General features: G+C 42.1%; 15 protein-coding genes. 7 read left to right on the forward strand and 8 right to left on the reverse strand.

The window, feature by feature from the left end; translation table 11 throughout:
• The first annotated feature begins 155 nt into the window (after positions 1–155).
• Positions 156–629 (forward strand): copper resistance protein NlpE, encoded by a 474-nt coding sequence (locus F972_RS02370; RefSeq protein WP_004681135.1) that lies wholly within the window; start codon positions 156–158, stop codon positions 627–629.
• Positions 630–710: 81 nt separating this feature from the next.
• Here the strand turns inward: F972_RS02370 and F972_RS02375 are convergent, their stop codons facing one another.
• A complete protein-coding gene (locus F972_RS02375) occupies positions 711–2315 on the reverse strand; it encodes an isocitrate lyase (RefSeq protein WP_004755727.1) in 1605 nt (534 codons plus the stop codon).
• A gap of 504 nt (positions 2316–2819) precedes the next feature.
• Here F972_RS02375 and F972_RS02380 point away from each other — a divergent pair.
• Positions 2820–3809: a LysR family transcriptional regulator gene (locus F972_RS02380; protein WP_004677989.1), complete on the forward strand. Its 990-nt coding sequence runs from the start codon at positions 2820–2822 to the stop codon at positions 3807–3809.
• A 140-nt stretch (positions 3810–3949) separates the two neighbouring features.
• Complete coding sequence (locus F972_RS02385; protein WP_004681137.1) at positions 3950–5275, forward strand: polyamine export protein PaeA; 1326 nt, start codon at positions 3950–3952, stop codon at positions 5273–5275.
• Positions 5276–5389: 114 nt separating this feature from the next.
• Here the strand turns inward: F972_RS02385 and F972_RS02390 are convergent, their stop codons facing one another.
• The 6 genes from F972_RS02390 to lysS form a co-directional block, all read right to left on the reverse strand.
• On the reverse strand, positions 5390–5905 hold the full coding sequence (locus F972_RS02390) for a hypothetical protein (RefSeq protein ID WP_004681139.1): 516 nt from the start codon (positions 5903–5905) through the stop codon (positions 5390–5392).
• A 199-nt stretch (positions 5906–6104) separates the two neighbouring features.
• The gene (cysN, locus tag F972_RS02395; RefSeq protein ID WP_004681141.1) at positions 6105–7718 is read right to left on the reverse strand and encodes a sulfate adenylyltransferase subunit CysN; all 1614 of its coding nucleotides are present in this window, start codon (positions 7716–7718) and stop codon (positions 6105–6107) included.
• A gap of 44 nt (positions 7719–7762) precedes the next feature.
• On the reverse strand, positions 7763–8671 hold the full coding sequence (cysD, locus tag F972_RS02400) for a sulfate adenylyltransferase subunit CysD (RefSeq protein ID WP_004681142.1): 909 nt from the start codon (positions 8669–8671) through the stop codon (positions 7763–7765).
• Positions 8664–8762, reverse strand: coding sequence for a hypothetical protein (locus tag F972_RS15695; RefSeq protein ID WP_004677999.1), 99 nt, complete (start codon positions 8760–8762; stop codon positions 8664–8666). Before F972_RS15695 ends, cysD begins: the two co-directional genes overlap by 8 nt.
• Before the next feature lie 228 nt (positions 8763–8990).
• Positions 8991–10433: a capsule assembly Wzi family protein gene (locus F972_RS02405; RefSeq protein ID WP_004681143.1), complete on the reverse strand. Its 1443-nt coding sequence runs from the start codon at positions 10431–10433 to the stop codon at positions 8991–8993.
• Between the two features lie 154 nt (positions 10434–10587).
• A complete protein-coding gene (gene lysS, locus F972_RS02410) occupies positions 10588–12114 on the reverse strand; it encodes a lysine--tRNA ligase (RefSeq protein ID WP_004681145.1) in 1527 nt (508 codons plus the stop codon).
• Between the two features lie 488 nt (positions 12115–12602).
• Here lysS and rubA point away from each other — a divergent pair, with 488 nt between their 5' ends.
• The 4 genes from rubA to oxyR all read left to right on the forward strand — a co-directional run bounded on the left by rubA (position 12603) and on the right by oxyR (position 15979).
• The gene (gene rubA, locus F972_RS02415; RefSeq protein ID WP_004678010.1) at positions 12603–12767 is read left to right on the forward strand and encodes a rubredoxin RubA; all 165 of its coding nucleotides are present in this window, start codon (positions 12603–12605) and stop codon (positions 12765–12767) included.
• An 81-nt stretch (positions 12768–12848) separates the two neighbouring features.
• Complete coding sequence (gene rubB / locus F972_RS02420; RefSeq protein WP_004678012.1) at positions 12849–14030, forward strand: rubredoxin reductase RubB; 1182 nt, start codon at positions 12849–12851, stop codon at positions 14028–14030.
• Positions 14031–14119: 89 nt separating this feature from the next.
• Positions 14120–15067 (forward strand): alpha/beta fold hydrolase, encoded by a 948-nt coding sequence (locus F972_RS02425; RefSeq protein ID WP_004681149.1) that lies wholly within the window; start codon positions 14120–14122, stop codon positions 15065–15067.
• Between the two features lie 6 nt (positions 15068–15073).
• A complete protein-coding gene (gene oxyR / locus F972_RS02430; protein ID WP_004681151.1) occupies positions 15074–15979 on the forward strand; it encodes a LysR family transcriptional regulator OxyR in 906 nt (301 codons plus the stop codon).
• 29 nt (positions 15980–16008) lie between these two features.
• Here oxyR and dusB read toward each other — a convergent pair whose 3' ends face one another.
• Positions 16009–17034: a tRNA dihydrouridine synthase DusB gene (gene dusB, locus F972_RS02435; RefSeq protein ID WP_004678017.1), complete on the reverse strand. Its 1026-nt coding sequence runs from the start codon at positions 17032–17034 to the stop codon at positions 16009–16011.
• Positions 17035–17055 lie beyond the last annotated feature (21 nt).

A 17055-nucleotide genomic window follows, 5' to 3' on the forward strand; every position in this document is an offset into this window, starting at 1 on the left:
TTTAATTGGTTTTGGGAAAAAAGAAGAGTTTAAGGAAATTTTGGCAATTTTAAGAAAGCAGAATCCTGATAGGATAAGGGTTCTGTGAAATTTGTCGTGTACAGAGTAAAATTTCATAACTTGGATAACAACATTTTAATAAGGTTGTATCAGGTATGCAGAAGTCAATTATTGCCATTTCTCTTACATCTATTTTTCTAGTGGCATGTAACAAAGCAGAAAAACCAAAAACTGAAGAACATACCCCTCCTGCAACAACAGAAGCTACTTCTGAAACTGTAATAGATAGTGAACATACAGCAGAAAACTCACAGGACTGGCATGGCACATATAAAGGTGTGCTCCCTTGTGCTGACTGTGAGGGTATTGAAACCAAGCTTGAGCTAAATCAGGATAAAACTTACGAGCTTAAAGAAACCTACCTTGGCAAAGGTGATGGCAAGGCATTTGAAACGAAAGGTAGCTTCCAGTTTGACAGTAACAATCGCTCTGTTATTGAGTTAGACAAGGCGGGTGATAGCCGTAAATATTTTGTTGCTGAGGGTTATCTTAAAGCCCTAGACCTTGAGGGCAATGAAATTACAGGTACCTTGGCAGACAGATATCAACTAAAAAAAGAGGCTGAATAATATCAAGTAGACTTCTAAAAACAATTATCTCACCAATAAAAAACCCTGCTTACGCAGGGTTTTTTTAAATCAATTCAAAGCTTAGTGAGCAGCGAACTGGTTCATTGTGTTTTTAGCATCATCGTGCGCTTTAAGAGCGTTGTCACCAGAGAAAATTTCTTTGTGATCATCACCGATGTCAGAACCCGCCATTGCCTGGTGTTTAACACAAGCAATACCTTGACGGATTTCTTTACGTTGTACGCCAGCAACATAAGCCAACATACCTTCAGAACCGAAGTAACCTTGTGCAAGCTCATGTGTAGAAAGAGCAGCTGTGTGGTAAGTCGGAAGTGTGATCAAGTGATGGAACACACCTGCTTCACGAGAGGCATCTGCCTGGAATGTACGGATCTTAGCATCAGCATCAGCAGCTAATTCAGTCTCATCGTACTCAGCGCTCATTAATTTAGCACGGTCGTAAGCAGAAACGTCTTTACCTTCAGCAACCCAACGGTCGTAAGCTTGTTGACGGAAGTTTAACGTCCAGTTGAAAGATGGAGAGTTGTTATAAACAAGCTTAGCATTTGGAATCGTTTCTTTAACACGGTTAACCATGTGTGCGATTTCTTCTACGTTTGGAGTCGCAGTTTCGATCCAAAGAAGGTCAGCACCGTTCTGTAAGCTAGTTACACAGTCAAGTACAACGCGGTCAATTTGAGTGCCTTCACGGAACTGGTATAGACCAGAAGCAAGACGTTTAGGACGGTGAAGTTTACCATCACGCTTGATTAGGATTTCGTCTTCTTTCGCTTCAGAGATGTCAATTTCTTGAGTGTCTAAGTAGCTGATGTATTGAGAAGCGATATCGCCTGGCTCTTTAACCACTGGGATTTTTTGAGTCAAGTCAGCGCCTTCAGAGTCAGTACGTGCAACGATGATACCATCGTCAAGACCCATTTCCAGGAATGCATAACGTAATGCATGGATTTTAGCAATGAAGTCTTCGTGCGGAACAGTTACTTTACCAGCTTGGTGACCACATTGTTTCGCATCAGAAACCTGGTTTTCGATTTGAAGCGCACAAGCACCAGCTTCGATCATTTTCTTAGCAAGTAAGTAAGTCGCTTCTTCGTTACCGAAACCAGCATCGATGTCAGCAATAATTGGCACAACGTGAGTTTGGAAACCATCGATTTGAGCAGTGATTTCAGCAGCTTTAGCAGTGTCACCAGCTTCTTGCGCTTTTTTCAATGCACGGAACAAATCGTTTAATTCTTTCGCATCAGCTTGACGTAAGAAAGTGTAGATTTCTTCGATCAAAGCAGGTACTGAAGTTTTTTCGTGCATAGATTGGTCAGGAAGTGGACCAAATTCTGAACGAAGCGCAGCAACCATCCAACCAGAAAGGTAGATGTAACGCTTAGAAGTTGTACCGAAGTATTTTTTGTTCGCAATCATTTTTTGTTGCGCGATAAAACCGTGCCAGCAACCTAATGATTGAGTGTATTTGCTAGAGTCAGCGTCGTATTCAGCCATATCTTTACGCATGATAGCAGCTGTGTATTTAGCGATATCTAAACCAGTTTTGAATTGGTTTTGCATTTGCATACGTGCAGCATCTTCTGGGCTAATATCGCGCCAAGTGTCGCCGAATTTTGCTTTTAATTCGCGGATTGCATCAATCGCTGTTAAATATGTAGACATGATATATTCCTTTAGAGGGATTGGCATCGAATGGACGCTGAAAATCATGCTTTTTTATAGCCGAGATTTCAAGCACTTCTTCAATATTTTGCACAGCTTAGTCTGTGGCAATCAATTTATCCAATATTATTGGGTAATTTTCGGTATTTTCTTATGAAATATAGGAATAAAGGTTATTTTATTTAGTTTAAAAAACCAATTTAAGCCATTGTTATTCATAATTTTTTAATGATTAAATTTTTTATAAAATTCTCTTTTTTCTTATATTTGACTTATTTAAATACAATTTTAGGACTTGCCATACTCTCCAAAACTGACATTTTTTGCCATTTGTAGCACAGTCAGATAAATTTCCCCCCTTATGAAAGTGAAATTTTCTCATGGGAAAGTGACTTCCTGATTGGACTGATAGCCAAGGCTTTTTGTAGGATTAAGTTACACAAACAGCTTTAAATATGGCATAATTCAACATAATTTAACGATTTTATTTTCGGTATTTTTTTTATGAATCTGGAGCGGGTTGATCTCAATTTATTAATTTATCTTGATGTACTTCTTCGTGAAAAAAATGTCACACGCGCAGCGGAACAATTAGGTGTTACCCAACCTGCAATGAGTAATATTTTACGCCGTTTGCGTAACTTATTTAATGACCCTCTCCTGATCCGATCTTCCGAAGGGATGACACCGACTGAACGGGCACTGGAACTGCAACCCCGTATTCGTGACGCACTATCAGACCTGTCCATGATTCTGGAACCTCGTACCGAGTTCAGACCCTATACCAGCAATCGCGTGTTCCGCATCATGACCTCCGATTATGCTGAAGCCACTTTGGTTCCCCGCCTTGTAAAAGCCTTGCGTTCTGAAGCGCCAAATGTTGTTTTGGACTTCCTAACTCCAAGTGACGTGTCCTACCGCGATATGGAACAAGGTAAGGTTGATCTGGCAATTAACCGTTTTAATGAAATTCCACAAAGCTTTCATCAGGTATTGGTTTGGCGTGACAGCTTTAGCTGTATTTTAAATGACAAGCACCCTGCTGTAACCCATCTTAATTTAAAAAGTTATTTAGACGCCCAGCATATCTGGGTATCCAAGACAGGTATGGGTGTTGGCTTTGGTGTCAACCCAGACAAACAGGCTGGTTTAGGCTGGATTGATCAGGCTTTGGAACGGATTGGTCAACGCCGTAAAATTTCGGTATTTACCCGTCATTATCAAATGCCTGCTCTTCTGGCACAGAATGTTGATTTAATTGCCACACTTCCAACACGTATGGCACGTCTACAGGCACAGAATCCAAAACTGATTATAAAGGATCCTCCATTTTATATTCCTGAATTTGAATTAAAGATGGCCTGGTGTCCTTTATTGCATCATCATCCAGCGCATCGCTGGTTAAGACAGTTAATCCTGTTTGTAGCACGGCAAATGATTGAAGAAGAAAATCGTGAATTTCTTTTAAATAATACGCAGTTTTCACAATATTAACATCTTGTTTTATTATAATGGTTAGCTTTCTACGAGTATGCTTGTTGAACGCTATTGTTACACTGAGGTAATGTTCTAATTACCTCACAACTTTTTTGTGTTAAAACATATTCACAATAATGATAAACCACAGGTGATGTGTGAGTCTCTTCCAAAATATTATTGTCATTATTCTGCTTATTTTTGCGGCGGGTTTTCTATCACTTACTGAAATTGCGCTTGCAGGTGCGCGAAAGGTTAAACTAAAGATTTTAGCGGAATCAGGTGAAATCCGTGCACAGAAAGTTCTGGACTTGCAGGAACAGTCTGCCGACTTCTTTGCCGCCTCTCAAATTGGTTTAAATGCGATTGCCATTTTAGGTGGTATTTTAGGTGAAGGGGCGTTTCGCCCCTATTTTGTGGAGTTTGTTGCACGGTTCTATACAGGACCCTGGCTGGAAACGATTGGTTTCGCCCTCTCCTTTACCTTGGTCACTTCGCTGTTTATCCTGTTTGCCGACCTCATGCCAAAACGTCTGGCGATGAATGCACCCGAAAAGATTTCGATTAGGGTGATTGAGCCAATTCAGATTTTCATCAAAATCTGTAAACCTCTGGCTTGGGGAATCAATGCGATTGCCAACCTGTTGTTCCGCCTATTTAAGGTAAATACCATACGTGATGACAATATCACCTTTGATGATATTTCAGCAGTTATGGATGCAGGTGCGCAGGCAGGCGTTCTACAAAAACAGGAACACCATTTTATTGAGAATGTGTTTGAGCTTGAGGAACGCACAGTTCCATCCAGTATGACCACACGTGAAAATGTGGTGTATTTTACCCTGAAAGAAAATGAAAACAGTATTCGGCAAAAACTGGCGGAATATCCTTATTCAAAATTCCTTGTCTGTAATGAACACATTGATCAGGTGATTGGCTATGTGGATGCCAAAGATATTCTGGTTCGGATTCTAAACAACCAGTCATTGCTTCAACTGAATGAATCAACCATCCGTACCGTCCTGATTATTCCTGACACCCTCACCCTGTCTGAACTGCTGGACCGTTTTCGTTCAACCAAAGAAAAATTTGCAGTCGTCATCAATGAATATGCGTTGGTGGTGGGTGTAATTACCCTCAGTGACATCATGATTACTGTGATGGGTGACTGGGTGACACCAATGGAAGAGGAACAGCAGATCATCAAACGGGACAACCATTCATGGTTTATTGATGGCAGCACGCCAATAGAAGATGTGAAACATGCGCTGGCGATTGAAGAGTTTCCAGAAAATGAAAACTACGAAACCATTGCGGGTTTTATCATGTATCGCTTGCGGAAGATTCCGCGTCCAGCCGATGCTGTAGAATATGCGGGTTTTAAGTTTGAAGTAGTAGATATTGATCATTATAAAATTGACCAACTGCTTGTGACTCAAATCATGCCGAATTTAGAAACAGAGTCACCCACACAGGAAAATTAATCCTAATAAACAGAAAGCCCATTTAGATGGGCTTTTTTCACTTTGCAATAAATCCAAATAACAAAGCGATAATGGTAAAGAGCAATACAAAGAATGTGATTCCACCACTATATTTTAATTTGCACCATACAATGAAATTAATTCATCGAGCATTGCCTGATAATGAATGGAAATATCTTCCGCCAGAACTTTGTAGGCATTGTCAAACTGAACCATCGGCCAGCCCTCTTTCCAGAATGGAAAAATATTGTGCAAATCATGCGTGACCATCGCGTCTTCACGGGCAATTGCCTGTGCGACCTGAGCCAAAACCTGGGCTGTTTCTGCGCCATCAATCGCCAGATAATCAATCCCACGCGCCTTTAAAATACGGATACGGTCTTTTTTATAACGGATTTTTTTGGCCTGACCTGAATTCAAACCCAACGCCAATGTCACCGCTTCCACAAACTTTTCTTCAAAACTGGTGTTTAGTGCCACCAACGCCTGTTTGTGCGCTTCCTGACGTCCAGCTTTTCCCCCATTACGGATCATCTCTTTGGCTTCTACATCAAGCTCATCTTTTTTCATCGACTGTAAAATGTCTAAAATTTCGATATCGCTTAAAGATTCAGCAGATTGCTCAATCATGGGAGTCCTTATATACAAACTTAAAGAAGTATTGTCTCATAAAAGCCATAGCAAAACAGAATAAAAAAAATATCAGCCCGATATATTTATCGCTATTTTAAATTAAATTGAAGAATCAAGAACCTTCAAAGATATAAATCTCGAATTTATAAAATAAAAAAGCCTGCATAAGCAGACTTTTACAAGTCAGTCCAAGCTATTAAAGACGAACCAATTCCACTACTTTTCCAGCAGCCTCTTCAACACTATCCGCTGTCACATCAGTATCTGTACCCTCTACAGTTGTCGTGATCACCACCACACCTGTTTCACGTAACAAATTGATTTGCTCAGCAGTCAAATTTGCTTTGGCAATTGCCACCACACCCTGTTGAATCAATAAACTTTCCAAAGTCTGAGCCTGTTCAATCAATTGCGCTGAAACACCAATCACCGCAGATTTTTGACCCAAACGTGCCGCACGATCCTCCGCAGTGACGGGATTGCTATGCGCCGTCCATTCAACTGCCGCTTCAACCATTCCTGCACCAACAGTAACGTTGCTTAAACGGTCAATAAAGATAAATGAACCTGTATAACGGCTGTCCTGATATTGATCAAACACCACTGGCGCATCAAATTCAATCACTACATCTGCAATCGCGTTCAGTTCAAGCTCTTCAACCTGAGTATGTTCAAGTGTATTGACATTCACACGGAAGTTAATTTCAGTCACTTTGGCAGGAACAGTCTGTGTACCAATCTTCACATTGTACAGTTTGCCTTTGACCAAAGGATGCTCAGTCATCCACACCACTGATGCGCGTACAGAACGTGAAATCAAGGGTTGTTCGCCAGCACGGACTAAAACGTTACCACGGGAAATATCAATTTCATCATTCAGCGTTAAGGTCACCGCCTGACCTGCGATGGCTTGCTCAATGTTGCCATCAAAGGTCACAATCTCTTTGACCGTTGATTTTTTACCTGATGGCAATGCAACAATCTCATCACCCACATTGATTTCGCCCAGCGCAATCGTTCCTGCAAAGCCACGGAAATCAAGGTTTGGACGGTTTACATACTGAACAGGGAAACGGAATTCTTTTTTATTTGAATCACGTTTAATTTCCACTGACTCAAGGATGTTCATCAAGGTTTGACCCTTGTACCACGGCGTGCTTGCTGATGGATTCACCACATTATCACCATTCAATGCCGAGATTGGCACGAATACAATATTTTCAGGGCGGCGATTACCTAACTGGCTGACAAAGGCATCATATTCAACCTGAATTTCGTTGAAACGTGCTTCAGAGAACTCAACCAAGTCCATTTTGTTGATCGCGACCACGATATTTTTAATACCAAGTAAACTTGCAATAAAAGTATGACGGCGAGTTTGGGTTTGCACACCATAACGTGCATCAATCAAAATGATGGCAAGATCAGCCGTTGAAGCACCTGTTGCCATGTTACGCGTATATTGTTCATGCCCTGGGGTGTCCGCAATGATGAACTTACGCTTTTCAGTAGAGAAGTAACGATAAGCCACATCAATGGTAATGCCCTGCTCACGTTCTGCCTGCAAACCATCGACAAGCAAGGCAAGGTCTGGTGCATCGCCTGTGGTACCCACTTTCTTACTGTCACGGGTCACTGCCTGCAATTGATCTTCATAAATCAATTTTGAATCGTAAAGCAAACGCCCAATTAAGGTACTTTTACCATCATCGACATTACCGCAAGTCAGGAAACGCAACAGGTCTTTTTGTTCATGCTGTTTTAAATATGCCAAGATATCCTGGCTAATCAAATCTGATTGGTGAGACATCGCTCAAACTCCACAATATTTTGAAATCGAATTTGCCAAGTAACTTAGAAATAGCCTTCCTGCTTTTTCTTTTCCATCGAGCCAGCCTCATCATGGTCAATCATACGACCCTGACGCTCTGAACTGGTGGCTAAAAGCATTTCCTGGATAATTTCTGGCAAGGTATCCGCTTCAGACTCAACCGCACCCGTTAATGGATAGCAGCCCAGCGTACGGAAACGTACCGATTTCATTTGTGGAACTTCGCCCTCTTTTAAACGCATACGTTCATCATCCACCATGATCAACGTGCCACTGCGCTCAACCACTGGACGAACCGCAGAGAAATAAAGAGGAACGATTTGAATATTTTCCAGATAGATATATTGCCAAATATCCAACTCAGTCCAGTTGGACAACGGGAATACACGAATACTTTCGCCTTTGTTCACTTTACCATTGTAAAGATTCCAAAGTTCTGGACGCTGGTTTTTCGGGTCCCAGCGGTGCTTGGTGTCACGGAACGAATAAACACGCTCTTTGGCACGTGATTTTTCTTCATCACGACGTGCGCCACCAAAAGCAGCATCAAACTGATATTTGTCCAGTGCCTGTTTTAAACCCTGAGTTTTCATGATGTCGGTATATTTTGAGCTGCCGTGGTCAAATGGGTTAATTCCTGCCTCACGCCCTTCCGCATTTTGATGCACGATCAGGTCAAAACCATGGGTTTTTGCCATGTTGTCACGAAATGCAATCATGTCCTTAAATTTCCAGCCCGTATCTACATGCAGTAGTGGGAATGGAAGCTTAGCTGGATAGAATGCCTTTAATGCCAAGTGCAGCATTACTGCCGAGTCTTTACCAATCGAATAGAGCATGACTGGATTTTCAAATTCAGCAGCCACTTCACGAATAATATGAATACTCTCAGCCTCAAGCTGCTTAAGGTGAGTAAGTCTATTATCAGTCATGAACACATCCCTCCTTATCCATGTTACCCATAAAATCTATAAGTGGTATTAAACCACCACTTGGAAGACCGTGTGGAGGAACGAGTGCCATAACAACTCCAATTTTTCGTGATATTAATATTCTGCCTAGCGGATAAATGATCACGCTAACAAAGGTTATCCATTATAATAATTTAGATTGAGTTCTTTAGCTTGTTTTTTCATATAAATATGCAAAATTATGATATGAAAATTATATTCAGAAATATAGATACAACCTATTTCACATGAATTTAAACAAAAAAGAAGCCCATGCAGGCTTCTTTCTGAGTTGGTTAATTTAGAAACCGAACATATTGCGTTCCAGTGGAATTTCAACTCCTACCGAAACACCACCATCACGGCCATTTAAATCAGAGTCGCTGACCCAGCCATTCACTTTCAGTGGAAGTGTCGGTTTTATATAGTGTGTCCAGGTGAGGTCCAGCCCCTTAATGCTATCTTCTTTTGGAAATGCCGCATTAATGGCTAAATTGGACTGGTTTACTTTGGCATATAAGGCACGCCCACTTAGGCGGTTCATCACATCAAAGCGAATGTCACCACCAACAGAGTACATCTGCCCATCACCACCAACTGCATGTCCTAATGGGAAACCATGCTGATAATAACCATCCGTATAGACATAATGGTTATATGACACGCCATCCACTTGACCATTGGTACGTGTATCTGCCCATTCTGCATAAAGCTGATATGGCATATTCTTATAGATTGAAGAGAAATCTGCACCTGCTAGATACATTTTTTTGGCTGGCAAGAATCCTGCTTCATCTTCACCAACATATTGTCCATAAATACCCACAGGTATTTGCAATAATGGATGCATATTTAGACGAAAATCCAGACCTGCAATCTGATTTGACTTATCATCATTTGCAGAATCAAAGTTGTCGTTTCCTTTAATTGCGTTCCATAAAGAATCCAGACTTTCTGGGCGTCCCTCACCACCCCATTGCAATATACGTGAACCACCAAGCTCCAGATAAGACAAAGGTTGTACAGTCAAGCGTAGACTAAGAAGTTTCGCACCTGGAATGGCTTTGTAATCGTCCAGTTGCCCTGCAAAGGCCTGATATTGCCAAGGACCAATCCATGATAGCCACTTTGTTTCAAAGGCATTCTGTACCGCACGCTGAGCGATTATCCCGTAAACAGGACGGCTGGCATCACCACGAATCAGGCTTCCATCATGTCCTGGCCCCCAGTAAGTTGGGACTTGCCCAGCAATCAACCATTGATTCCAGAGTTTGCCCGCAAGATAGGAACCCTCGACATTGGCATCATGTCCATTATCAATCAATGGATCTTTTTCGCCATTGATACGCAACTTGGCATCCCAGTTCTCACCGCCAGCATTAAACTCAGCCGCAACCTGATATTGTGATTTTTGATTATCGCCAAATGTTTGGGGAATGGTTGTTAAGTCAGTACCAGCATATAAACCAACCTTGGCTGGCCCATTATCTGCCTTTAGCGCATGAATGACTGAATTAACTACTTTTTGCTGGGTGTTATTACTGACTTTCGCCTGCGCCAAGGCACGTTGAATTTCATCACCACTTAATGGCCAGGTCGAAGTACTGATCTGGATGACACCCTGCTGGTTTAACCAGTTTAAATCGGTACGCAAATTTTCATCATTTAGCACTAAACCTTGAGCAAGGGTAATAGAAGAAAAACAGGAAAATACTGCTATAGACAGTGATTTTTTTAAAAACATGCCAGAAATATTCTCAGATATATTTATACAGGCCATCATCGTTTTTTTATCTGCACTTTTCAATCATTAAACGAAACAATTACATTTTTTAACATCCAAACAAAAAGGCCACTTTTAAAAGCGGCCTTTTCAAGTATTTATAGGATTAAAAAAATTAATCTTTACGACGCATATGTGGGAATAAAATCACGTCACGGATACTCGGCGCATCAGCAAACAGCATAACCAAACGGTCAATACCAATTCCCTCACCTGCGGTAGGAGGCAGACCATATTCAAGTGCTTCCACAAAATCGGCATCATAATGCATGGCTTCATCATCACCCGCGTCTTTTTCAGCCACCTGTGCCTGAAAACGTTCAGCCTGATCAATCGGGTCATTTAGCTCTGAGAAACCATTTGCCAACTCACGACCACCAATAAAGAACTCAAAACGGTCAGTAATGTGTGGATTATCATCATTACGGCGTGCAAGTGGTGATGTTTCCGCTGGATATTCAGTAATGAACGTTGGCTGACGTAGTTTGGTTTCCACTGTTTCTTCAAACACAATAGTCTGCAATTTACCTAAACCAAATCCTGGTTTCACTTGTTCCTTAAGCACTTCCTGCGTGAACTTTGCCAGGAACTCACGATCATTGACATTTTCAGGGGTAAAATCAGGATTATGCTCAAGAATCGCATCAAACATTGAGATTTTCCTGAATGGACCTTTAAAGCTAAATACTTCGCCTTGATATGGCACATCAGTCGTACCCAGAATATCAAGGGCCAGCTTTTCAAGCATATTTTCAGTCAATGCCATCAGGTCTTTATAGTCAGCATAAGCCTGATAGAACTCAATCATGGTGAATTCAGGGTTGTGGCGTGTTGAAACTCCCTCATTACGGAAGTTACGGTTAATTTCAAACACACGCTCGAAACCACCCACCACCAAACGCTTTAAGTAAAGCTCTGGTGCAATACGCAGGAATAACGGCATATCCAAAGCATTATGATGCGTTTCAAATGGACGAGCTGATGCACCGCCTGGAATCACATGCATCATTGGGGTTTCAACTTCCATGAAACGTTCATTACTTAAGAACGCACGAATCCCCGCCACAACCTTGGCACGGATTTCAAATGTCTTACGGGTTTCTTCGTTGACGATCAGGTCTAAATAACGTTTACGATATTTCGCTTCGGTATCGGTTAAACCGTGAAATTTATCTGGTAGTGGACGAAGTGACTTGGTCAACAATTCAAACTGTTCAAGGTGTACATATAAATCACCTTTACCAGAACGGCCTATATAGCCTTCAGCCGCGATAATATCACCGAGGTCCAGACTTTTGATTGTTTCCAAAGTTTCAGCTGCTAAACCTTTACGGTCAACATAAAGCTGGATACGACCCGTCATGTCCTGAATCACAATGAATGATCCACGGTTCAGCATGACACGACCCGCAACCTTTACATAGACTTTTTCAGCACTTTCAATCTGTGCCTTGTCCTGTTCCTTAAACTGTTCTTGCAGGTCAGCAGTATAATGCTCACGCTTAAATGTATTCGGCCAAGGACTTTTGCCTGTTTCCTTTGCCGTATCCTGAATTTGTTTTAATTTGGCATGACGCTGTGCGATTAAATCGTTTTCAGAAAGTGTTTGTTCAGAAGTCGATTGAGCGTTTTGCTGCGTCATCTCTGCCTCGGGCTAAGTAAAAATGAAGTAGCATAGAATAGCAGATCATGAGACGTTTTCGTATTATTTCAACTGAACAATTCAAAAAATGAATATTTATCAATTTTAAATAGAATCGCCGTTTGATTAAGCCCTATCTATTACGCAACTTTTTAGTTATTTTTCCGCCAGATGTTTAGCCATTGCAAGTCCTTGATCAAAGCGTTTATTCATAAACTTGATATATTCGGGCTTTTTTATTACACAAGCCATTATATTTTTCCAAAAATTAGAGTAATTGCTCAAACAACAAGACTTTCAGATAAATTTGCCATTCCACTTTTTGTATAAATCATTAAACTCTTGCATTTACTTTACTTAAATGTTGTTGTGCGTAAAAATCTAACTCCCGATCAACACAAGTTAGTTCATTGCAGCGATCGTAGCGACATTATGGAATAGTTTTACTGAAAGGCAACTTGAGCATACCTATCAGTTTGGAGAGTCACATGAAAAAATATCAATGTATCGTCTGTGGATGGATTTACGACGAAGCTGAAGGCTGGCCACAAGACGGCATTGCCGCAGGTACCAAATGGGAAGATATCCCAGATGACTGGACTTGCCCAGATTGCGGCGTTTCAAAAGCTGATTTTGAGATGGTTGAAATCTAAATGAATTAAAAAAGACCATGACATGAGCATGGTCTTTTTTTCCTGTAATGTGTTTTAAGTGAAAAAATATTGGAGAATATAATGCATCCTATCATCATCATTGGATCAGGTATGGCGGGTTACACAGTTGCACGTGAGTTTCGTAAACTCAGTCCTGAACAAGAACTGGTTATGATCTGTGCGGATGATGCGGTGAATTATGCAAAACCAACATTATCAAATGCCTTTGCGGGCAATAAGGCACCTGAACAAATTGCTTTGGGCGATGCCACAAAAATGGCAACCCAGTTGAACATGCGTATTGAGGCCGAAACCTGGGTCAAGGAAATTAATGCTGAAAGGCATGAAATCACGTTGGAAAAAAATGGTGAAACCATTACTCAACCCTATTCAAAACTCGTTTTGGCTGTGGGTGCCAATCCAATCCGTTTAGCCATTGCAGGTGATGGTAGTGATGATATTCATGTGGTGAACTCGCTGACTGATTACCGCACATTCCGTGAGAACCTGTCAAAACGTAAAGACAAGCGTGTGGTTATTTTGGGTGCGGGCTTGATTGGCTGTGAATTTGCCAATGACTTACTTCACAGTAACTACGATGTCACCGTGATTGACCTTGCCCCACAACCACTGGGCCGTTTATTACCAAACCATGTTGCGGAAGCCTTTAAAACCAATTTAGAGCAGGCGGGCATTAAATTCGCCCTTTCAACCACTGTTGAAAAAGTGACCAAGATCAATGATGGCGAAGACTATGCGGTCACATTGGCCAATGGTCAGACCTTAGTCGCTGACATCGTTCTTTCAGCAATTGGTTTACAGCCAAATATTGCGCTGGCAAAAGATGCAAATATCCAGACCAGTCGTGGCATCATTACCAATACCCTATTGGAAACCAGCCAACCTGACATCTATGCAGTGGGTGACTGTGCTGAGGTGAATGGAACATTGCTGCCATTCGTCATGCCAATCATGCAACAGGCCCGTGCCTTGGCAAAAACACTGAGTGGTCAAAATACCAATGTCCATTACCCTGCAATGCCAGTTGCGGTAAAAACACCTGCCGCACCGCTGACTGTTTTACCTGCACCACTGGATGTTGATGTGAACTGGGAAACTGAAGAGTTTGATGACGGTATGCTTGCCAAAGCAATAGACAGTCAAGGCACCTTAAGAGGTTTTGTGCTGTTGGGGGCAACCGCAAGTAAACAGCGTTTAGCCTTAAGCAAACTCGTTCCAGACTTGATTCCTGCACAGGTTTAGGGTTTAAATACCAGAGTTTGTTGTGAAATGAATATCCCCCAAACTCTGACCCTGTATTTATAAAAAAAATTCAACACGGAACGAATGCCATGAACAGTGCTTTACAATTTAATATGTCGCCTTATGCACCTTTTATGCAGGAAACCAAAGTCACTTTGGGCAATGGCATTGAATTGCATGTAGAGATGGGCGGCAATCCTGAGCACCCAACCATTCTACTGATCATGGGTTTAGGTGCACAAATGCTGTTCTGGCCTGACTTCTTTTGCAAATCGCTGATTGATCAGGGATTCCGTGTCATCCGTTTTGACAACCGTGATATTGGGCTATCTTCCAAGGTCCGCAACAAAGAACGCCAACGTCTCAACACCATGAAGCTGATGAGCCGCTTTATGGTCGGTCTAGGTAATGAGGGAGCACCCTATACCCTGTATGACATGGCAGATGATGTTGCCATGCTGATTGACCAGTTGGGTATCGAGAAAACCTATATTCTTGGTGCATCCATGGGTGGCATGATTTCACAGATTGTTGCGGCAAAATATCCAGAAAAAGTTGAAAAAGTGGGTTTACTGTTTACTAGTAATAACCAGCCTTTTTTGCCGCCACCTTATCCAAAACAGATTTTAAGCCTACTGGGCAAACCAGCAACGCATGACGAGGAAACCATTGTCAATCACAGCCTGAAAGTATTTCACATCATTGGATCACCAGGTTATGTGAACCAGGTTGAGGCAATTCAAACCATTCGCAAGCTATATCGTCGTAGTTTTTACCCAGCGGGTGTACTTCAACAGTTTTTAGCAATATTATGTACGGGTTCCCTGTTGCCATTAAACAGGAACATTACCCAACCGACCTTGGTGGTTCATGGTTCAAGAGACCGTTTGCTGCCCCCAAGTCACGGAAAAGCTGTAGCAAAAGCGATTTCTGGTGCTAAGTTTGAATTAATTCAAGGAATGGGGCATGATATTCCAGCACATTTCATTCCACAACTTAGCGGTTTGTTTGCTCATCATTTTAGATCATCACACTAGGACACTATGGCTGCATTACCCTCATTAAGACAGCTATCATATTTAGTTACGTTGTCGGAAACTTTACATTTTACCGAAGCAGCACGCCGTTCATTTGTCACCCAGTCAACACTGTCGGGCGGCATTATGGAACTGGAGCGCTTATTAGGTGGCGTCTTAGTTGAGCGTGATCGTCAAAACGTCCGTTTAACCCCTTTAGGTGAACAGGTTGTTGCACGGGCCCGCGTGTTATTGGCCGATGCGCAGGACCTAATGCGTTTAAGCCGTGAAATGAGCGAACCTTTAACAGGTGACCTTCATCTTGGCATCATCCCAACCATTGCACCCTTTATCCTGACCCAGCTTTTGGATGAAGTGCACCAGCAGTTGCCAAAAATTCAACTCCATCTGCATGAGGCTCAAAGTGACAAGATTGTAGAGAAACTGGAACATGGCAATCTGGACATGATTGTACTTGCGCTGCCTTTTGATACGCGTAGCTTAAAGGTTGTCGAAATTGCCAAAGAGCATTTATTCCTTGTCTACAACAAGAAAGATAAAAATGCGACCAATGCAAATTCCCTGGATGATCTGGATTTGTCTCGCCTTATGCTACTGGAAGAAGGTCATTGTTTGCGTGACCATGCCCTCAGTGCCTGTCCTGTTGGTGAACGCAAGAATGACCAGCGTTTAAAGGCAAGTTCTCTACCCACCTTGGTGGAAATGGTCTCTTCAGACCTAGGCTTTACTTTATTGCCTAAAATTGCATTAAAGAACAGCATGATTCATTTCAATGAAGCTATTGAAGTGAAATCAATTGAAGATGCTCCAAGCCGCATCCTTGCCTTGGTGACGCGTAAGAGCACACCACTGCAAAGTGAGTTTGATGTGATTATGCAAATCCTACAGAAAATCACTGCACATTTGCAATAATCAATACTTTGGGCGAATTCACTTCGCCCCTACTTGATCTCTAATAAATTTACCTGCTCAACCTGAACATCACTCATACGCTGCCCTTGATCAAGTAACTGATCAAAATAGGCTTCCACCACTTTCGCCTGATCAGCGGTATTCTCAACCTTATACATATTCTGGCGAAATTCATTACTTGAACGTAAGCCCTTGGTGTACCAGGCGATATGCTTACGCGCGATACGGCAACCAGAATACTCACCATAGAACTGATAAAGTTCAGCCAAATGACCAAGCAGGACCGCTTTTACTTCGGCAATATCAGGTGCAGCCAAATGTTCGCCTGTTTTTAAATAATGCGCGATTTCCCGAAAAATCCACGGTCTTCCCTGTGCGGCCCGCCCAATCATAATCGCATCCGCACCTGTATAGTCCAGCACATATTTGGCTTTTTCAGGACTGTCAATATCACCATTGGCAATTAAGGGAATATTGATCATTTGCTTAACTTGCTTAATCAACTCATAACGGGCTGTATTTAAATACATATCCTCACGGGTACGACCGTGCAGGGCCAAGGCTGCAATGCCTGCCTGTTCAGCCCGTTTTGCCACACGCAGGATATTTTCCTGACCATTCAGAAAGCCCAGACGAGTTTTTAAGGTGACAGGAACATCTACTGCGGCCACCACGGTATCCAAAATACGGGCGACTAGATCTTCATCCTGAAGCAAGGCTGAACCAGCGAGCTTGTTACAGACCTTTTTGGCTGGGCAGCCCATATTGATATCAACAATTTGTGCACCATTGGCAACTTGATAACGTGCTGCCTCGGCTAATTCAAACGGGTCAGAACCTGCGATTTGTGCGGAGATGGGTGCAAGCTCACCATCAAAATTGGCCCGATATAAACTCTTTTTGCTCATGCGTAGGGTTTTATCCGCCGTCATCATTTCACTGACCGCATGCCCTGCCCCAAAGTACTTGCATAATGAACGGAATGGTCTGTCAGTGACACCTGCCATCGGAGCAACGATCAAATTATTTGACAGTTGGTATGAACCAATATACATATATTTTCTTACAAATTCTGA

The sequence above is a fragment of the Acinetobacter sp. CIP 102529 genome (genome assembly GCF_000368325.1).
GTDB classification, from domain to species: domain Bacteria; phylum Pseudomonadota; class Gammaproteobacteria; order Pseudomonadales; family Moraxellaceae; genus Acinetobacter; species Acinetobacter parvus.

Coding starts and splice junctions, on each gene's coding strand:
- F972_RS02370 (WP_004681135.1), top strand. CDS start 156: ATGCAGAAGTCAATTATTGCCATTTCTCTTACATCTATTTTTCTAGTG.
- F972_RS02375 (WP_004755727.1), bottom strand. CDS start 2,315: ATGTCTACATATTTAACAGCGATTGATGCAATCCGCGAATTAAAAGCA.
- F972_RS02380 (WP_004677989.1), top strand. CDS start 2,820: ATGAATCTGGAGCGGGTTGATCTCAATTTATTAATTTATCTTGATGTA.
- F972_RS02390 (WP_004681139.1), bottom strand. CDS start 5,905: ATGATTGAGCAATCTGCTGAATCTTTAAGCGATATCGAAATTTTAGAC.
- cysN (WP_004681141.1), bottom strand. CDS start 7,718: ATGTCTCACCAATCAGATTTGATTAGCCAGGATATCTTGGCATATTTA.
- cysD (WP_004681142.1), bottom strand. CDS start 8,671: ATGACTGATAATAGACTTACTCACCTTAAGCAGCTTGAGGCTGAGAGT.
- F972_RS15695 (WP_004677999.1), bottom strand. CDS start 8,762: ATGGCACTCGTTCCTCCACACGGTCTTCCAAGTGGTGGTTTAATACCA.
- F972_RS02405 (WP_004681143.1), bottom strand. CDS start 10,433: ATGTTTTTAAAAAAATCACTGTCTATAGCAGTATTTTCCTGTTTTTCT.
- lysS (WP_004681145.1), bottom strand. CDS start 12,114: ATGACGCAGCAAAACGCTCAATCGACTTCTGAACAAACACTTTCTGAA.
- rubA (WP_004678010.1), top strand. CDS start 12,603: ATGAAAAAATATCAATGTATCGTCTGTGGATGGATTTACGACGAAGCT.
- rubB (WP_004678012.1), top strand. CDS start 12,849: ATGCATCCTATCATCATCATTGGATCAGGTATGGCGGGTTACACAGTT.
- F972_RS02425 (WP_004681149.1), top strand. CDS start 14,120: ATGAACAGTGCTTTACAATTTAATATGTCGCCTTATGCACCTTTTATG.
- oxyR (WP_004681151.1), top strand. CDS start 15,074: ATGGCTGCATTACCCTCATTAAGACAGCTATCATATTTAGTTACGTTG.
- dusB (WP_004678017.1), bottom strand. CDS start 17,034: ATGTATATTGGTTCATACCAACTGTCAAATAATTTGATCGTTGCTCCG.